This is a genomic window from Microbacterium sp. oral taxon 186 str. F0373 (genome assembly GCF_000411455.1).
Taxonomy (GTDB): domain Bacteria; phylum Actinomycetota; class Actinomycetes; order Actinomycetales; family Microbacteriaceae; genus Microbacterium.
Genome location: NZ_KE150457.1, coordinates 1,432,627 through 1,448,998 on the forward strand (window position 1 = coordinate 1,432,627; position 16,372 = coordinate 1,448,998).

A 16,372-nucleotide genomic window follows, 5' to 3' on the forward strand; every position below is an offset into this window, starting at 1 on the left:
GCGACATGTCCGGAGCCGTCAACCGTCAGGAAGAGGCTGCGGCGAGAGCCCGGTCCAGGTCGGCGATGAGGTCGGATGCCGTCTCGATGCCGATCGAGAGGCGGATGAGCCCATCGCCGATGCCCAGACGCTCGCGCTCTTCGGGAGGGAACGAGACGTGCGTCGTCGTCGCCGGATGCAGGGCCATCGAGCGGACATCGCCGATGTTGGTCATGCGGCTGATGAGGCGAAGGCTGTCGAAGAAGCGCTCCGCGGCGGCCCGTCCGCCCCGGACGGTGAAAGCGAACACCGATCCGGCGTGGCCGCCGAAACGCTCCCGCGAGATGCGGTGGAAGGGGCTCGAGGGCAGAGCCGCGAAGTCGACGCTCTCCACGGCGGGGTGCGTCGCCAGCCACGCGGCGACGATCTCGGCATTCTCGAGGTGCTTCGCCATGCGCAGCGACAGGGTTTCGATGCCCTGCTGCAGCAGGAACGAGTTGACCGGCGACAGAGCGGCGCCGAGGTCGTTGACGATGCCGAAGCGCAGGTAGGCCTCGAGTGCGCGCTCGCCGTGGCTGTCAACGAGCGCGGGGCGGCCCGGGGTGGCCGGCGCGGTCAGCCCCGGGTAGTCGCGGGACGAGCCGGCCCAGTCGAAGCGGCCGCCGTCGACGATCACACCCGACAGGGCGGCGCCGTGCCCGGTGAGGAACTTCGTCGAGGAGTGCACGACGACATCGGCGCCGTGCTCGAGTGGGCGGATGAGGTACGGGGTCGCGACGGTGTTGTCCACGATCAGTGGGATCGTGTGCCGCCGTGCGATGCGAGCGACCGCGGCGACGTCGACGAGGTCGTTCTTCGGGTTGGGGATCGTCTCGACGAAGATCGCCTTCGTCTGCGGCGTGATCCGCCGCTCCCACTCGGCCTCGTCGGACGGGTCGCGGACATAGTCGGTCGACACGCCCAGCCGGGCGAAGGTGCGGTCGAACAGGATGCGCGTGCCGCTGTAGATGCTGGCGGTGGATACGAGGCGTTCGCCCGCGCCGGCAAGCCCGAGCAGCAACGCCGAGATCGCCGCTTGGCCGGAGCCCACGACGATCGCGCCCGTCCCGCCTTCGAGGGAGGCGATGCGGCGCTCGGCGACCTCGTGCGTCGGATTGAGGTTGCGCGAGTACAGCTGACCCGTCTCGGCTCCCGTGAAGCGGTCCTCGGCCTGGGCGAACGAGTCGAAGCGGTAGGCGGCCGTCAGGTAGATGGGGGTGATGCGCGCACCGTGGTTGCGCTCATCGACCTCGCCCGCGTGCACCTGTCGGGTGTCGAAACCGTAGTCGGCGCTCTCGGGCTGCGTGCTCACCAGCACAGATTAGGGCGGCGCGGGCGATTGTGACGGATCGGCCGTAACACTTCGCGGCATCCCTGCGACGGCCGGCGTCGTCCGTCGGCGGAGGCGCCACGTGCACGGATGCGGACAGCGACAACGGATTCGGAGCATACGCCGCGCAATCTCCGCTTCCGTTGACCGCATCCGCATCCGCATCCGCGCGACACCGGCGCGCGGCCCGGCGCCGCTAGCGTGGAACCATGAGCGACAAAGCACGCTGGGCGGTCCTGGGCGCCGGCGTCATCACGGGCGACTTCCTTGCGGCGCTGCCGCACGCCGAACACGGAGTTCTGCACGCGGTGGGTGCGCGAGACGGCATCCGGGCGCGTGAGTTCGCCGACCGCCACGGTGCGTCGGTCGCCGGCACGTACGACGAGGTGCTCGCGCGCGACGACGTGGATGCCGTGTACATCGGCACCGTCCACACGACCCACGCCGAGCTCGCCCACGCCGCGCTCGATGCGGGCAAGGCGGTGCTGTGCGAGAAGCCGCTGGGCATCTCGGTCGCCGAGACGGAGGCCGTGCTCGCCCATGCTGCGCGCGTCGGGCTTCCCGTCGTCGAGGCGTTCAAGTACCGCTTCGGTCCGTTCGCGGAGCGTCTTCGCCAGCTCATCTCGTCGGGCGCGATCGGCGAGCTGCGGTCGGTGGAGTCGACGCTCGGCTTCACCGCCGACGCGCACGATGGGCGTCTGTTCGACCCGGCGACGGCCGGCGGCGCGATGCTCGACGTCGGGTGCTACCCGGCATCCCTCGCCGTGGGGCTGGCCGCATGGGCGGGCATCGACCGCCCGCCCGTGATCGTGGATGCCGACGGCGTCGTCGGCGCTGTTGATGAGCAGGCCCGGGCCACCGTCGCGTTCGGCGGGTTCGAGGCGCGCATCGCCACCGCGATCACCGCGGACCTTCCCCGCCGTGCGGTGGTGCACGGAACGGAGGGTGTGCTCGAGATCGAGAACGTCTGGGGCAGTCGCGTGGTCTCGACCGCCGACGCCGTGCTGCGCCGCCCCGACGGCACCGTCGAGCGGATCCACACGCAGACGTCCAGTCCCATGGCCGTCGAGGCCGATGCGACGATCCTGGCGCTGCGGGACGGCCGCACCGAGGCCCCCGAGATGCTGTGGGCGCAGACGCGCACCACGGCGCGCCTGCTCGAGGACTGGCGAGCCGCGATCGGCTGAGCCAGCACCCGGCACTCGGCTCCCGGCATCCGGCACTGCGCCGGCGCTGGCGTCGGCGTCGGCGCACGCGAATGCGGAAACCGTCAACGGATTCGGATGCGGGGGCATTCTCCTTTCCGCATCTGTTGCCCGTCTCCGCATCCGTTGTCATCCGGCGCGGGCCCGGCCGGGCGGGCTCAGCGCCTGCGGAACAGACCGCGCCGGCGTCGAGGCTCGGGCTCCGACGGCGGGATGGATGCCGCCGCGGTGCGCTGCCGCCGACGCTCGTGCCACGCGGCGACCTCGGCGTCGACGTCGCGGGTGGCCGTCACGACGGGCGGACCGCCCTGGAGCTGGCGGCGAGCCTCGATCACGCGGCGGTTGAAGTCCTCGACGTGGGCGCGCACGTCGGCGTCGCGCGTCAGGGCGTCGAGGGTCTGCGTGAACTCGGCATCCTCGGTGCGCAGCATCAGCGCGGCGGGTCCGAGGCCGGTGAGACGCTCGTTCTGGATCTTGCGGCGGATCCACCAGTCGGGGTCGTGGTGATCGCCGAGGCCTTCCAGCGGTTTGCCGGCGCCGGGCAGGTCGTCGAAGTCTCCGCGGCGGATCGCCTGCTGGATGGCCGTCTCGACGTACATGGCGCGTTCGTGGGCGGTGGGCGTGCCCCGCGCGGTCGGAGGCGCATCGTCGGCGCCATTTGCGGCGGTGCTGTCCCCGGATGCGCGTGCCTCCCGCGCGATCCGGTAGCGCGCCGCCTCCAGGCGCGGGTCCTCGCTCATGCGTCCAGGCTATGCGGCAGAGAACTCAGACGGCCTGGATCGTCGCAGACGCCGGCCCGTGCAGCTGACCGTGCAGGCGTTCCATGCGGGCGTCCAGAAGGGATGCCGAGTCTGCCGCCTCCTTGAGCTCGGCGAGCAGACCGTCGGGAACCGCGCCGGCGTACTTGTAGTAGATCTTGTGCTCGAGGCTCGCCCAGAAGTCCATCGCGATCGTCCGGAACTGCACCTCGACGGCCACATCGACCCGGCCCGACGAGAGGAAGACGGGAACCTCGACGATCACGTGCAGACTCTTGTAGCCGTTGGCCTTGGGGTGGGCGATGTAGTCCTTCACCTCCCGCACGGTGATGTCGTCCTGCTGCGTGAGCAGGTCGAACAGGCGGTAGGCGTCCTTCGTGAAGCTCGTCGTCACCCGGATGCCGGCGATGTCGGTGATGGCCGCGCGGATCGCGTCGAAGCTGGGATCGACACCCTTGCGCGTGATTTTGTCGACGAGGCTGTCGGCCGACTTCACCCGACTGGAGACGTGCTCGATCGGGTTGTAGTCGTGCATCAGCAGGAACTCGTCGCGGAGGATGCCGAGCTTGGTCTCGACCTCCCGCAGGCCGAACTGGTACTCGAGCAGGAAACGCTGGAACTCGTCGCGCATCATCCGCAGCTGCTCGGCCGAGAACGTCGTCACTCCCTCGTCGGTCGAGATGGACAGGGGCTGCGAAATCGCTTCCATGGTCTCGACCGTAGCCAGCCCTCCTCGGCGCCGGCTGTGCGAACCGGGGGAGTCGGCCCGAGCGGCGAGGGAGAATGAGGGGATGTCGTCGTCCACCCCGTCGCCCCGCTTCGGCGCCCGCGTGCGCGCGGAGGCGGCCCACGTCGCGCGGAGCCTCGCGACCTTCGGGCCCGCGCGCGGCCGGCGCTGGCCGCTGGCCTTGCAGGCGGGGCTCGCGATGACCGTGCCGATCGTGGCGCTCGCGGCATCCGGGTATCCGCACCTCGCCCTGTTGTCGGCGACCGGGGCTTTCGCCGTGATCTACGGCGGCTGGCTGCGCCCGCGCGAGCGTGCCCGCGTCGCGCCGCTGGTGGCGCTGGCGCTGTGGGTGTGCGCCGCGGCGGGAACCCTCGCGGCCGGGGGCGGCGTGCCGTTCATGCTCGGCGGGGTGCTGGTCACGGCGATCGTCGCATCGGCGCTGGCGGGTGCGGTCTCGCTCGGGCCGCCCGGACCGGTGTTCTTCGTGCTCGTGTTCGGTTTGTCGGCCCAGATCACCTCGCCCCACGGGGGTGTGCGCGTCGTCGATCCGGCGATCTACCTGGCCATCGTCGCCGCCTCGGGGGCTTTCGCCTGCTTGGTCGTCGCGGCGCCGCTGCTGTTGCCGCGGTACCGCCGGGAGCAGCCGCGTTCGCTGGGGACGCTCTTTCCTCTGCGATGGTCGGCGCTCGCCCAGACGCTGACGCTCCGCGCTGCGATCGTCGCCGTCGCGGGGGTGGCCGCGGCCGCAGTCGTGGACCCCGCTCGTTCGTACTGGATCGTGTGTGCGGGACTGGCCGTGGTCGGGCTGCCGGTGGGGCGGCGGGATGCGACGACGCGTGGCATCCACCGCACCGTCGGCACCGTGGTCGGCGGCGGGCTCTATCTCGCGCTGGCGTTCGTGCCGCTGCCCATCTGGGCGCTCGGACTGCTGCTGGGCGCGCTGCAGTTCGCCATCGAGATGGTGGTGGTGCGCCACTACGCGCTCGCGCTGGTGTTCATCACGCCGCTCGTGCTGCTGCTCATCGGCGCGGCGACGGGCGCGGCCGAGACGCTGCCGCTCGCTCTGGAACGGATCGTCGACACCGTGGTCGGGGCGGCGGTGGGGACGGCCGCGGCGCTCGCGGTGCGGCTTCGCGCAGGGGACTGACGGCTGGCGGCCGCCAGCCGCACGCCCTGCGCGGGCCGATTTTCCGCGTATGCATATACTGAGAAATTACATACTGGAAGGTCGGGGGAGCACAGATGTCGGTGCGTCACAACCTGCTGGCGATCCTCGATCAAGCGCCGTGCTACGGGTATCAGCTGCGCGCCGAGTTCACGCGACGCACCGGGGCGAGCTCGCTGAACGTCGGCCAGATCTACAACACCCTGGAGCGCCTGGAGCGCGACGGGCTCGTCTCCAAAGACGACGTCGACGCCCAGGGCCACGTGTACTGGCGCATCACGGACGACGGGTCGGCGGCCGTGCGCGAATGGTTCGACACTCCTGTCGAGCGGGGGGAAGCAGCCCGCGACGAACTGGCGGTGAAGGTCGCTCTCGCAGCGACCTTGCCCGGAGTCGATGTGCTGTACCTGGTGCGCGCGCAGCGTGCGGCATCTCAGGGGCGGCTCGACGAACTGACGGCGCGCTACGCCGGCGTGGATGTCGACGATCCGGCATCCGTGGTCGGAGCGCTGCCGCTGTCGGCGTCGCTGTTCACCGCCGAGTCGGAGGTGCGCTGGCTCGCACACGTCGAAGAGCGGCTGTCCAGCCCGTCGATCGCCTCGCTTGCGCAGGGGCTTTCGTCCGAGCGGCCCAAGCGGGGACGGCCGGCGCGGAGCGCCGCCGCGACTCCGTGAGAGGCGCACCGAGACGTGACACGTGTCATGTTCCGCTCGTGACAGCGCCCTCCTGACGTTCCGGGCGTGCGCGATCAGAGTGGATGTGTGACCACCGCACGCGCCGCCACCCTCGCATCCGTCGTCCTCCGCCTCGACGACCTGGAGCGCTCCTTCGGTCTGGGCGAGCGCACCGTGCGCGCGGTCGACGGCATCGACCTCACCGTTCACCGGGGCGAGATCGTGGCCCTGCTGGGACCCAACGGCGCCGGCAGGACCACGACCCTCGACATGCTGCTCGGGCTGGTCGAGCCCACCGCGGGCACGGTGCGGGTGCTCGGGCAGCGGGCGGCGGATGCCGCGGCATCCGGTCGCATCGCCGCCGTCCTGCAGACCGGAGGGCTGCTCGGCGACATCACGGTGCGCGAGAGCGTCGAGGTGATCGCCTCGCTGCACGGGCGTGCGGCCCTGCAACGAGTGCCGGAAGTGATGCGGCAGACGGCGCTGGAGCCACTCGCTCGGCGTCGGGTGTCGAAGTGCTCGGGCGGGGAGCAGCAGCGGGTGCGCTTCGCGCTGGCGCTCGTGGCCGATCCCGAGATCCTCGTGCTCGACGAGCCGACCGCGGGCATGGACGTGACGGCGCGCCAGCGGTTCTGGGACGTGATGCGAGCGCAGGCGGATGCCGGGCGCACGATCGTCTTCGCCACCCACTACCTCGAAGAGGCGGAGCACTTCGCGCAACGCACCGTCGTGATGCACCGCGGGCGGATCGTCGCGGACGCTCCGACGGCGCAGCTGCGGGCGAGCCTCGGCGCCCGCACGGTGGCCGCGGCCCTTCCCGCCGACGGCGCCGCGGCGCTGGTCGGCGTTCTCGCTGCGACGAACGGTGTCACCGACCTGCGCGAGGAGGGCGGGCGCGTTCACCTGCGCGCCGTCGACGCCGACGCCGCGGCGTTCGCCCTGCTGCGTGCCGGCGCCCACGACCTCGAGGTCACGGCTCCCACACTCGAGACTGCCTTCACGGCGCTGACGGAGGACTGACCCATGGCTCACGCGTTCACGATCTCGCCCACGATGCTGCGCGTGGAGGCGCTGCGTCAGGTGCGAAACCCGTACACGCTCGCGTTCACTCTCGCGATGCCGGTGGGGATGTACCTGCTGTTCGGTGCGGGCGCCGCCTATGGCGGGATGTCGGCCGGACACGGCAACGTCCGCTTCTACGTCATGGTGTCGATGGCGGCCTACGGTGCGGCGGTGGCGATGACCTCGGCGACGTCGACGGCGGCTGTCGAGGCGGCGCAGGGATGGGGACGCCAGCTGGCCATGACGCCGCTGCGCACCGCCGGGTACGCGGCGACGAAGCTGATCACCGCGCTGGCGGCGGCGACGCTCGCGGTGGCGCTCGTCTTCGTGGTCGGCGCCGCCACGGGAGCGGAGGCGTCGGACGGATGGCGCTGGGCCGCCTCCGCGGTTCTCGTTCTCGGCGGTGCGCTGCTGTTCGGGCTCTACGGGCTGGGGATGGGGCTCGTGTTCCGCTCGGACGGCGCGGCGACGCTCGCCTCGATCTCGCTGACCTTCTTCGGATTCTTCGGAAACGTCTTCATGCCGTTGGACGGCACGATGCTCGACATCGCCCGGTTCACACCGATGTACGGTGTGGTGGCGCTCGCGCGCTGGCCGCTCACCGACGGTGTCCTCACCACCGGTCAGACCGATCAGCCGTGGGGCATCGCCCTCAACATCGTCGTGTGGCTGGTCGTGTTCGCCGCGCTGGTCGGAGTCGGCGTGAAGCGCTCTCGCGCCCGTCGGTAGGGTCGAGAGCATGAGTCGCGAGGCAGGGCGCGTGCGGGAGCGGGGCCCCGACTCGGTCTGGGAACGCTACGGCTGGGTCATGGCCGTCGTGTGGCTCGTCTTCCTCATCTACCCGATTCTCGGCCTGCTGCGATCGGCCGCCGATGCCGGCTGGATCGTGACAGGCTGGGTCGCGCTCGTCGCCTTCGTGCTCATCTACATCGCAGCCTTCCTCAACGGCATGAGCGGCGACGGCGGCGGGCTGCTCACGCCGCCGAGGCCGATCCAGTGGGTGGCGTTCGGCGCGCTGATCGTGTGCGCCGCGCTCACCATCCCCGCGGTGTCGGGCAACGCGTTGAGCTTCGTTCCGTTCGTCATGTCGTTCGCGTCCTACGGCCTCACCCGTCCGGCCCACTGGGCGACGGTCGCGGGCGGAATCGGCGTCGCGGCGGCGACGGTGCTTCTGCTGCCGGATGGCGTCGATTACGTGGCGGTGCTCGCGATCATCGTGCTCCTGGCGACCGTCAACACCGTCACGACGGCGCTCATCGTCCGCTCCGTGCAGGCGCAGCAGCTCGAAGTCGAGCTCGCGACGAGCGAGGGACGGGAGGCCGTCGCGCGCGACGTGCATGACTTGATCGGCCATTCACTGACCGTCGTGCGCGTGAAAGCGCAGCTCGCGCGACGACTCATCGCCACCGATCCCGAGCGCGCCGACGCCGAGCTCGCCGACATCGAGGCTCTCACCGCGGAGGCGCTGTCGGGGGTGCGGGAGACCGTCGCCGGCATCCGCAGTGCGACGCTCGCCGACGAACTGGCGACGAGCCGTGACGTGCTGCGCGCCGCGGGTGTCGGGTTCGTCGTGCACGGGGATGCCGAGGCGCTCTCGCCCGCACAGGCTCTCACTGCGAGCTGGATCCTCCGGGAGGCGACGACGAACGTGCTTCGCCACGCCTCCGCCTCCGCCGTGTCGGTCCGTATCCGTCCCGGCGGCCTCGTCGTGGCCGACGACGGGCGCGGCATACGCGGACCCGAGGGCAACGGTGTGCGGGGGATGCGGGAGCGCGCCGCCATGTCGGGGGCGCGGCTGTCGATCACGGCCGCAGGTGCGGGCGGCACGAGCGTGGAGGTGACGTGGTGAGCGTCGAAGATCGGGCCGGGGGCATTCGGATCGTCCTCGCCGACGACCAGGCGATGCTCCGCGGGGCTCTGGCCGCGCTGCTCGATCTCGAGCCGGACATGAGGGTGGTCGGTGTCGCCGGCGACGGCGACGAGGCCCTTCGCATCGTCGAGGCCGAGCAGCCCGATGTCTGTCTCATGGACATCCAGATGCCCGGTCGGGACGGGATCGAGGCGACCCTGGCGATCCGGGCGGCGAGCCCGCATACGCGGGTGCTCATCGTCACGACGTTCGCCCGACCGGGCTATCTTCGCGCCGCCTTGGATGCCGGGGCCGCCGGATTCGTCGTGAAAGACGCATCGGTCGAGCACCTCGCCGACGCGGTGAGGCGAGTGCATGCCGGGCTGCGGGTCGTCGACCCGCAGCTCGCCGAGGCGAGCCTGTTCGACGGTGCCAACCCACTCAGCGAACGGGAGCGGCAGATCCTCCGCCTTGCCGCCGACGGCCGCGATGCCCCCGCCATCGCCGCAGAGGTGTACTTGTCGGCCGGCACGGTTCGCAACAACCTCTCCGCCGCGATCGGCAAGCTCGGCGCGTCGAACCGGGCTCAGGCCGTGCGGATCGCGCAGGACAAGGGGTGGCTGTAGCGGCCGCACTCTGCTTCCGTCGGCGTTCGCCCCGCGCGCGGCTCAGACCTCGTCGCGCCAGGAGTGCTGGGGGGTCCAGCCCAGCAGTCGCTGCGCCTTCGCGGTCGAGAAGAGCGAATCGTTGACGCCGAGGTCGCCGCGGACCTCGACGTCGGGGAACACCTCGGCGACCAGTTCCGCGTTCGGGCGGCTCATGACCGTGTCGGTGTTCGCGATGAGGAAGTGGTCGAACCCGGCCGGCGCGACCTCCAGCGCCCGGCCGATGACGGCGGCGGCGTCTCGGGCGTCGATGTAGCTCCACAGGTTCCACTTGCGCAGGGTCGCGTCGGCGTCGAACGAGGGGAACTCGGCGTAGTCGGCCGGCACCATGACGTTCGAGAAGCGCAGCGCGGTGATCGACACCTCGGGGTGCCACCGCACGAGCTCCTTCTCCATGGTCTCCTCGAGGTGCTTCACGAGCGAGTAGACCGTCTCGGGGCGGGCGGCGTACTCCTCGTCGACCGGCAGGTACGGCGGCGGCACGTCGAACGGCAGGCCCTGCACGGTCTCGCTCGACGCGGTGACGATGCGGGTGATGCCCAGCCGGATCGCCGCCCACATCACGTTGAAGGTGACCGCGATGTTGTTGTGGAAGGTGGCGACGTCGGAGCGGATGCCGGGAGCCGGGATGGCGGCGAGGTGCACGACCGCGTCGAGCCCGTGATGCTGGTCGTTGACAGCCTGCAGGGCGTCGACGGTCTGCCCGTAGTCGGTGAAGTCGACCTGCACGAAGCCGGCGCCGCGGGTGCCGACGACGTCCATTCCGACGACGTCATGGCCCGCCGCTCGCAGTTCGCGGACGACGACGGTTCCCAGCTTTCCGGATGCTCCGGTCACGGCGATGCGCATGGGTCCGAGCCTAACGCCGGGCGAACCGCCGCAGCTGCGCGGCGCCGACGAGACCCAGCAGGAGGAACACCGATGCGAGCAGCAGTGACCAGCGGGTCGCGTCGGCGAACCCTGCCGAAAGGGCGTGCACGGCGGCATCGGTCTGTGCTCCGAGCATGCTGGCGGAGCCCTCCGCGCGCAGCTGTGAGATCAGGGTGCCCGCCGACGTCCGCGTCGCGTCGGCGAGCTGTGACGCCGCGGGGCCGGTGATCCCGGCATCCGTCAATGCTCCGGGAAGGGTCAGCGCGAGCGAGACCGACAGTGCCGCCCCGGCGAACGCGGTGCCGAGCGCCGTGCCGATCTGGCGGACGGTCGACTGCGTCGCCGAGCCCTGGCCGCTGATCTCCACCGGCACATCGCGCAGCACCGTGCCCGTGAGCTGGGCAGAGGCGAGGCCGAGGCCGAGGCCGTAGAGGACGAGCGGCAGGGCGATGACCCACCCCGGCGTCGTGGCGGCGACGATCCCGGCGAGGATCACGATGCCGATGACTTCCAGGGCCAGGCCGATCAGCACGGTGCCGGGGGAGCCGAACCGCGCGGCGAGATGTCGTGCTGCCGCTCCCGACGCGAACGCCCCGAACGCCATGGCGGCCAGGACCAGACCCGTCTGCATGATCGACAGTCCGAGCGCCGCCGTGAGGTAGAGAGGGAGGACGAAGATGATCGCGAACTCGCCGACGGCGACCATGGCGGCGGTCACATTGCCCCACGAGAAGGTGCGCAGAGAGAAGAGGTGCAGATCGAGCAGGGCGTCGCGTTGCACGCGTTCGCGGTGCCGCTCCCAGAAGACGAACAGCGTCAGTGCGACGGCGGCGACGGCCAGGCAGACGGGCACGATCGAGACCGGGGCCGACGCGGGCCAGGCCCAGCCGGCGATCACGAGGTCGGTCTTGGGCGTCCACCAGCCCAGATCGGGTCCTTCGATGACGGCGAAGACGAGCGAGCCGAAACCGATGGCCGACAGCAACGCGCCGTCGACGTCGGCGCCGCGGCGGAAGCCGGCACCTCGCGTTTCGGGCACGGCCCACAGTGCCAGCGCGAAGACAACCGCGCCCAAGGGCAGGTTCACCAGGAACACCCACTGCCACGAGGCGTACTGGGTGAGCGCGCCTCCTACCAGCGGTCCGATCGCTGCGGCGCCCGAGATGACCGCGCCCCACACCCCGAAGGCGGCGGCGCGGTAGCGGCCCCGGAAGACGGCGTTCACCGTCGAGAGCGTCGACGGCATGATGAACGCGGCACCGACGGCCTGCACGGCGCGCGCCGAGATGAGCGCCCCGCCCGTCGTGGATGCCGCAGCCCACACACTGCCGCCGACGAAGACCAGGATGCCGAGCAGGAAGAGGAGCTTGCGGCCGAAGCGGTCCGCGAGCTTGCCGGTGGACAGCAGGAGCGCCGCGAGCAGCACCGCGTACAGGCTCGAGACCCACTGCGCGTCGGTCAGGTCGAGTGTGAGGTCGCGGATGATGTCGGGCATGGCGACACCGACGATCGTCCCATCCAGCACGATCATGCCGAGTCCGGCGGCGAGGACCGCGAGGCCCATCCATTCGCGCCGGGACGGCGCTGCGTCGACGATACCTTCAGTCATACTGAAAGTATGCACCCGAGACCCGGTTGATGTCTATGAGGCGGGGTGGGGGCTGTTATCGATAACCCATCGAAACGGGCATCGAAACCGCGGGAGCGGGCTTGCCGCTCCTTTGTGGTACCGGTAACATCGCGAACGTTCCATCCGAACGGGATGTCGGGGGCAGTGTCGCTCACCCGAGCACCGCCGTCTTCGCACAGACCGGACGACTCCCCGGACAGGGATCGGGAGAGCGTGCATGCCGGCACGTTCTCGCACTGCACTTCGCGTGCGCCCACCGTCCGAGGAGTCGTCGGAGTGTTCCCGACTGTGCACGGGCGGCGAAGCCGCCTCGGTCTGGAACGGCGAAAGTGTACACCCCGCGAGGCGTGCTCACACTGAACGTCGAGGCTCCTGCCGATGGGCGCACCGAGGTACCCAATCAAAGGAGTCATCGACGTGAGTCATCACAAAAAACCACCCACACCCTCTCCGCGGCCGGCGAGTGCGCCGTCTCGGCGCACTCGCCGGCGTCGGCGCGCTGGTCCTGTCGGCGCTCGCGACCTCGCCGGCGACGGCGGCGACGACCGAGCTGTTGAGCAACGGCACGTTCGAAGGCGGCATCGCCGGCTGGAGCGCACCGTTCGGCGGCACGCTTGCGGCCAGCAGCGATGCCCGGACGGGCACCGGGGCCATCCAGATCTCCGGCCGGACGGCGTTCCAGTCCGGGCCGGCCGCGACCGTGACCGGGCAGCTGAAGACCGATCGGTCCTACGATCTGTCGCTGTCGATCAAATACACCGGCACGCCGGCGACGCATAACGTCAACGTGACCCTTTGCACGGCCTCGCGCAGCGCGTGCGCGCCGGTGGTCGGTGGCACGGCGACGTCGGGTGAATGGCTCACGCTCACGAAGACCTTCACCCCGGCCGTCGACACGTACGACTACCTCTTCGTCGAGACGCCGTGGGACACGACCGTCGCCTCCTTCGTCGTCGACGATGCATCACTGACGGTTCAGAGCACGACGCCGACGACGCCCACGGTGCCGGAAGTGCCGGTCGTCCCCGGCAACCTGCTGCCCGACGGTCGCTTCGTCGACGGCTTCACCGGGTGGCAGGCTCCACGCGGCGGCACGCTGGCGCTGACGACGGATGCCGCGAGCGGCCTGAACGCGCTGAAGGTCACAGGCCGCACGAACACGCAATCCGGTCCGTTCGCCAGTGTCACCGGCAAGCTCGAGGCCGGGGCGGGCTACCGCCTGAGCGCGAAACTCAAGTACACCGAGGGCCCCGACACCCAGCAGTTCAACTTCACCTTCTGCCCGGCCAACTTCAACGGCTGCGACGATCGTGGTCAGAGCTTCACCAAGGGCGAGTGGGGATCGTTCTCGAAGGACTTCGTCGCCGACCAGCGCCACCCCGGCATGGACTGGCTGTTCGTCGAGACCCCGTGGAACTCCAACGCGCTCCAGGACTTCCAGGTCGACGAGATCTCGCTCGTCAAGATCTCGGACGCTCCGGCCGGCCCCGGCTTCACCTCGCTGGAGAAGGTGCAGACCAAGCCGATCGGTGACCACAACCCGCTGGTGGGCCACAAGTTCGGCGCCGACCCGCACCACCTCATCTACAACGGTCGCCTCTACATCTACTCGACCAACGACACGCAGCAGTACGAGGCCAACTCGAAGGACGCCAACGGGCTTCCGACGGCGTCGAACGGGTACGGGGCGATCACGACGCTGAACGTCATGTCGACGACCGACATGGTCAACTGGGTCGATCACGGCTCCGTGCCGATCGCTCGCGAGGGCGGCGCGGCTCCGTGGGCGCGCAACTCGTGGGCGCCCGCGGCGATCGAGAAGGACGGCAAGGTCTACCTGTACTTCTGCGACAGCGGCACCGGCACCGCCGTGGTCGTGGGCGGTTCGCCGCTCGGACCGTGGACCGATCCGCTCGGCAAGAAGATCATCCCCGACACCGTCTCGCGCGACTACGTCAACAACGGGGGCTTCCCCGCCGGCATGTGGCTGTTCGACCCCGAGGTGTTCATCGACGACGACGGTCAGGCGTACCTGTACTTCGGCGGCAACTCGCAGATCGGCTCGGGCGCCAACGTCCAGGGACCGCAGAACCCGAAGTCGACGCGCGTCGTGAAGCTGAAGGACGACATGGTCACCCTCGACGGTGACCCCGTCGAGATCGACGGCCCCGGCATGTTCGAGGCGTCGTCCATCTTCAAGCGGGACGGCAAGTACTACTACTCGTACTCGTCGAACTTCCAGGTGAACGAGGTCCCGGGGCAGTATCCGTCGCGCGGCGGTATCGCCTACATGATGACCGATGACCCGATGAAGCTGCCGGCCTCGACGTACGCCGGTGTGGCCTTCCAGAACCCGAGCACGTTCTTCGGACCGGGCAACGGCGGCAACAACCACTCCGACATGTTCACCTACAAGGGCGAGACCTACTTCACGTACCACGCGCAGACGCGCGGGGCCGCGTGGGCGCAGGCCCTCGGCACGGCGGGACAGACGCAGGGGTACCGCTCGGTGCACATCGACAAGCTCGAGTTCAATGCGGACGGCACGATCAAGCCCATCGTCGGCACGCGCGCCGGCGTTGCGCAGGTCGAAGACTTCGACCCGTACCGTACGTTCGAGGCCGAGACACTGGCCTGGCAGCTCGGCGTGAAGACGACGGCGACGACCCAGCCCTCGGTCGAGTTCCCGGAGCACAACGGCAACGGCAACATGGCGCTGTCCAGCATCGACGACGGTGACTTCGCCGCGCTGTCGCAGGTCGCGTTCGGCGAGGGCGCGGCGACGGTGTCGGCGCGCGTGAAGCCGCTGGTCGAAGGCGCCTCGGTGCAGGTCCGCCTGGACAACGTCGACGGCCCGGTCGTCGCGACGCTCCCGGTGGAGGGTACGGCCGGCGAGTGGACCACGGTCACCGCCGATGTCACCGGCGCGACGGGCACGCACGACGTGTTCTTCGTGTTCGCCCAGCCCGAGTCCGCGGCGGTCGAGGCCACGGGTCCGCTGTTCGAGGTCGACAACTGGACGTTCACGGCCGCGCAGGCGCCCGTCGATAACGACCCGTCGATCGCCCTGAGCGCGACCGAGGTTCGTGCCGGCGGCGCGCTCACCGTGACGGGCAGCGACTTCACCGTTCCGCGCGTCGAGGTCGGTGTGGCCAGCACCTACCGGGCGCTCGCGGAGGCGGATGTCGTCGATGGCGCGTTCTCCGCGCCGGTCGTCATCCCGTCCGACCTCGAACCGGGCACCCACACCATCCAGGTGCGGGTCGATGGTGAGGTCGTCGCGTCCGCGGCGATCACCGTGCTCGCCGCCGGCGACGCGGGCGGCGATCCGGGCACGGGCCCAGGTGCGTCGACGCCGGCACCCGCGGCGGGCGGCTCGAACCTCGCCGCGACCGGCGGTCAGTCCGGCGGGCTGGCTGCAGGTGCGTTCGCCGGGGTGCTGCTCCTGTTGGCGGGTGGGGCCGTGATCTGGCGCCGCCGCCACCTGAGCCGCGTCTCGGACTGATCCCCTGAGCGTGCGGGCGGATGCCGAGAAGTCGGCGTCCGCCCGTACGTGCTCGCGCGTAACCTCTCTCCCATGAGCATGTCTCCCCTCATCACCCCCTCCGAGCTGAAGGCCCAGCTGGGCTCTCTCACGCCGCCGGTCGTCCTCGATGTGCGTTACCGTCTCGACGCCCCCGACGGTGCGGAGGCGTACCGCGACGGCCACGTGCCCGGTGCCGTCTACGTCCGCATGGACGGCGAGCTCGCCGTGCACGGGGCTGCGAGCGAGGGGCGTCATCCCCTTCCATCTCCGGCTGACTTCGAGCGTTCCGTGCGCAGATGGGGGATCGATGACGGCGACACCGTCGTCGTCTACGACGATTGGAACTCGTTCGCCGCGGCCCGCGCCTGGTGGATGCTCACGGACGCCGGCGTTCCCGCCCGGGTGCTCGACGGCGGGCTCCGCGCGTGGCGCGCCGCCGGAGGGGCCCTCGAGACCGGCGACGTGACCCCCACGCCGGGCGCCGTGACGCTGCATGCGGGACAGCGCCGCAGGCTCGACATCGACGCCGCGGCATCCCTTGCATACAGCGGCGTGCTCCTGGACGCCCGCGCACCGGAGCGCTACCGCGGCGACGTCGAACCGCTCGACCCCGCCGCCGGACACATCCCGGGCGCCCGCAACGCGCCGACCACCGAGAACCTGGATGCCGAGGGCCGGCTCCTCGCCCCCGACGTGCTGCGTTCCCGCTACGCCGATCTGGAGGGACAGTCCGTCGGTGTCTACTGCGGCTCGGGCATCACCGCTGCCCACGCCGTTCTGGCGCTCGCGGTCGCGGGCCACGACGCGGCTCTGTACCCGGGCTCCTGGAGCCAGTGGTCGAATACTCCCGACCGGCCGGTCGCCACCGGCGACCACCCCTGACACTACGATGT

General features: G+C 70.5%; 14 protein-coding genes. 9 read left to right on the plus strand and 5 right to left on the minus strand.

Going from position 1 to position 16,372, the window contains the following annotated elements:
* Nucleotides 1-25: 25 nt before the first annotated feature.
* Nucleotides 26-1,336 (minus strand): O-acetylhomoserine aminocarboxypropyltransferase/cysteine synthase family protein, encoded by a 1,311-nt coding sequence (locus HMPREF1529_RS06695; RefSeq protein ID WP_016464234.1) that lies wholly within the window; start codon nucleotides 1,334-1,336, stop codon nucleotides 26-28.
* 221 nt (nucleotides 1,337-1,557) lie between these two features.
* Here HMPREF1529_RS06695 and HMPREF1529_RS06700 point away from each other — a divergent pair, with 221 nt between their 5' ends.
* Nucleotides 1,558-2,535 (plus strand): Gfo/Idh/MocA family protein, encoded by a 978-nt coding sequence (locus HMPREF1529_RS06700; RefSeq protein ID WP_016464235.1) that lies wholly within the window; start codon nucleotides 1,558-1,560, stop codon nucleotides 2,533-2,535.
* Between the two features lie 176 nt (nucleotides 2,536-2,711).
* On the opposite strand, the gene HMPREF1529_RS06705 is transcribed toward HMPREF1529_RS06700, so the two are convergent.
* The gene (locus HMPREF1529_RS06705; RefSeq protein ID WP_016464236.1) at nucleotides 2,712-3,293 is read right to left on the minus strand and encodes a J-domain-containing protein; all 582 of its coding nucleotides are present in this window, start codon (nucleotides 3,291-3,293) and stop codon (nucleotides 2,712-2,714) included.
* Between the two features lie 25 nt (nucleotides 3,294-3,318).
* The gene (locus tag HMPREF1529_RS06710; protein WP_016464237.1) at nucleotides 3,319-4,020 is read right to left on the minus strand and encodes a GTP pyrophosphokinase; all 702 of its coding nucleotides are present in this window, start codon (nucleotides 4,018-4,020) and stop codon (nucleotides 3,319-3,321) included.
* A gap of 82 nt (nucleotides 4,021-4,102) precedes the next feature.
* On the opposite strand from HMPREF1529_RS06710, the gene HMPREF1529_RS15345 reads away from it, so the two are divergent.
* The 6 genes from HMPREF1529_RS15345 to HMPREF1529_RS06740 all read left to right on the plus strand — a co-directional run bounded on the left by HMPREF1529_RS15345 (nucleotide 4,103) and on the right by HMPREF1529_RS06740 (nucleotide 9,414).
* A complete protein-coding gene (locus tag HMPREF1529_RS15345) occupies nucleotides 4,103-5,185 on the plus strand; it encodes an FUSC family protein (protein WP_016464238.1) in 1,083 nt (360 codons plus the stop codon).
* 95 nt (nucleotides 5,186-5,280) lie between these two features.
* Nucleotides 5,281-5,877, plus strand: a complete 597-nt coding sequence (locus HMPREF1529_RS06720) for a PadR family transcriptional regulator (RefSeq protein WP_016464239.1) — start codon at nucleotides 5,281-5,283, stop codon at nucleotides 5,875-5,877.
* An 87-nt stretch (nucleotides 5,878-5,964) separates the two neighbouring features.
* Nucleotides 5,965-6,897, plus strand: coding sequence for an ABC transporter ATP-binding protein (locus HMPREF1529_RS06725; protein WP_016464240.1), 933 nt, complete (start codon nucleotides 5,965-5,967; stop codon nucleotides 6,895-6,897).
* 3 nt (nucleotides 6,898-6,900) lie between these two features.
* Complete coding sequence (locus tag HMPREF1529_RS06730; protein WP_016464241.1) at nucleotides 6,901-7,668, plus strand: ABC transporter permease; 768 nt, start codon at nucleotides 6,901-6,903, stop codon at nucleotides 7,666-7,668.
* 10 nt (nucleotides 7,669-7,678) lie between these two features.
* Nucleotides 7,679-8,788 carry a sensor histidine kinase gene (locus tag HMPREF1529_RS06735; RefSeq protein ID WP_016464242.1) on the plus strand — a complete coding sequence of 370 codons (1,110 nt, stop codon included), beginning with the start codon at nucleotides 7,679-7,681 and terminating at the stop codon, nucleotides 8,786-8,788.
* Nucleotides 8,782-9,414 (plus strand): response regulator transcription factor, encoded by a 633-nt coding sequence (locus HMPREF1529_RS06740; protein ID WP_016464243.1) that lies wholly within the window; start codon nucleotides 8,782-8,784, stop codon nucleotides 9,412-9,414. Before HMPREF1529_RS06735 ends, HMPREF1529_RS06740 begins: the two co-directional genes overlap by 7 nt.
* Nucleotides 9,415-9,456: 42 nt before the next feature.
* On the opposite strand, the gene HMPREF1529_RS06745 is transcribed toward HMPREF1529_RS06740, so the two are convergent.
* Together HMPREF1529_RS06745 and HMPREF1529_RS06750 are read right to left on the minus strand one after the other, a co-directional pair.
* Nucleotides 9,457-10,302 carry an NAD-dependent epimerase/dehydratase family protein gene (locus HMPREF1529_RS06745; RefSeq protein WP_016464244.1) on the minus strand — a complete coding sequence of 282 codons (846 nt, stop codon included), beginning with the start codon at nucleotides 10,300-10,302 and terminating at the stop codon, nucleotides 9,457-9,459.
* 10 nt (nucleotides 10,303-10,312) lie between these two features.
* On the minus strand, nucleotides 10,313-11,932 hold the full coding sequence (locus HMPREF1529_RS06750; protein ID WP_036282792.1) for an MFS transporter: 1,620 nt from the start codon (nucleotides 11,930-11,932) through the stop codon (nucleotides 10,313-10,315).
* Between the two features lie 484 nt (nucleotides 11,933-12,416).
* Here HMPREF1529_RS06750 and HMPREF1529_RS06755 point away from each other — a divergent pair, with 484 nt between their 5' ends.
* Both HMPREF1529_RS06755 and HMPREF1529_RS06760 read left to right on the plus strand, forming a co-directional pair.
* Nucleotides 12,417-15,458 carry a carbohydrate binding domain-containing protein gene (locus tag HMPREF1529_RS06755; RefSeq protein WP_016464245.1) on the plus strand — a complete coding sequence of 1,014 codons (3,042 nt, stop codon included), beginning with the start codon at nucleotides 12,417-12,419 and terminating at the stop codon, nucleotides 15,456-15,458.
* A 72-nt stretch (nucleotides 15,459-15,530) separates the two neighbouring features.
* On the plus strand, nucleotides 15,531-16,361 hold the full coding sequence (locus HMPREF1529_RS06760) for a sulfurtransferase (protein ID WP_005049684.1): 831 nt from the start codon (nucleotides 15,531-15,533) through the stop codon (nucleotides 16,359-16,361).
* The last annotated feature ends 11 nt before the right edge of the window (nucleotides 16,362-16,372 follow it).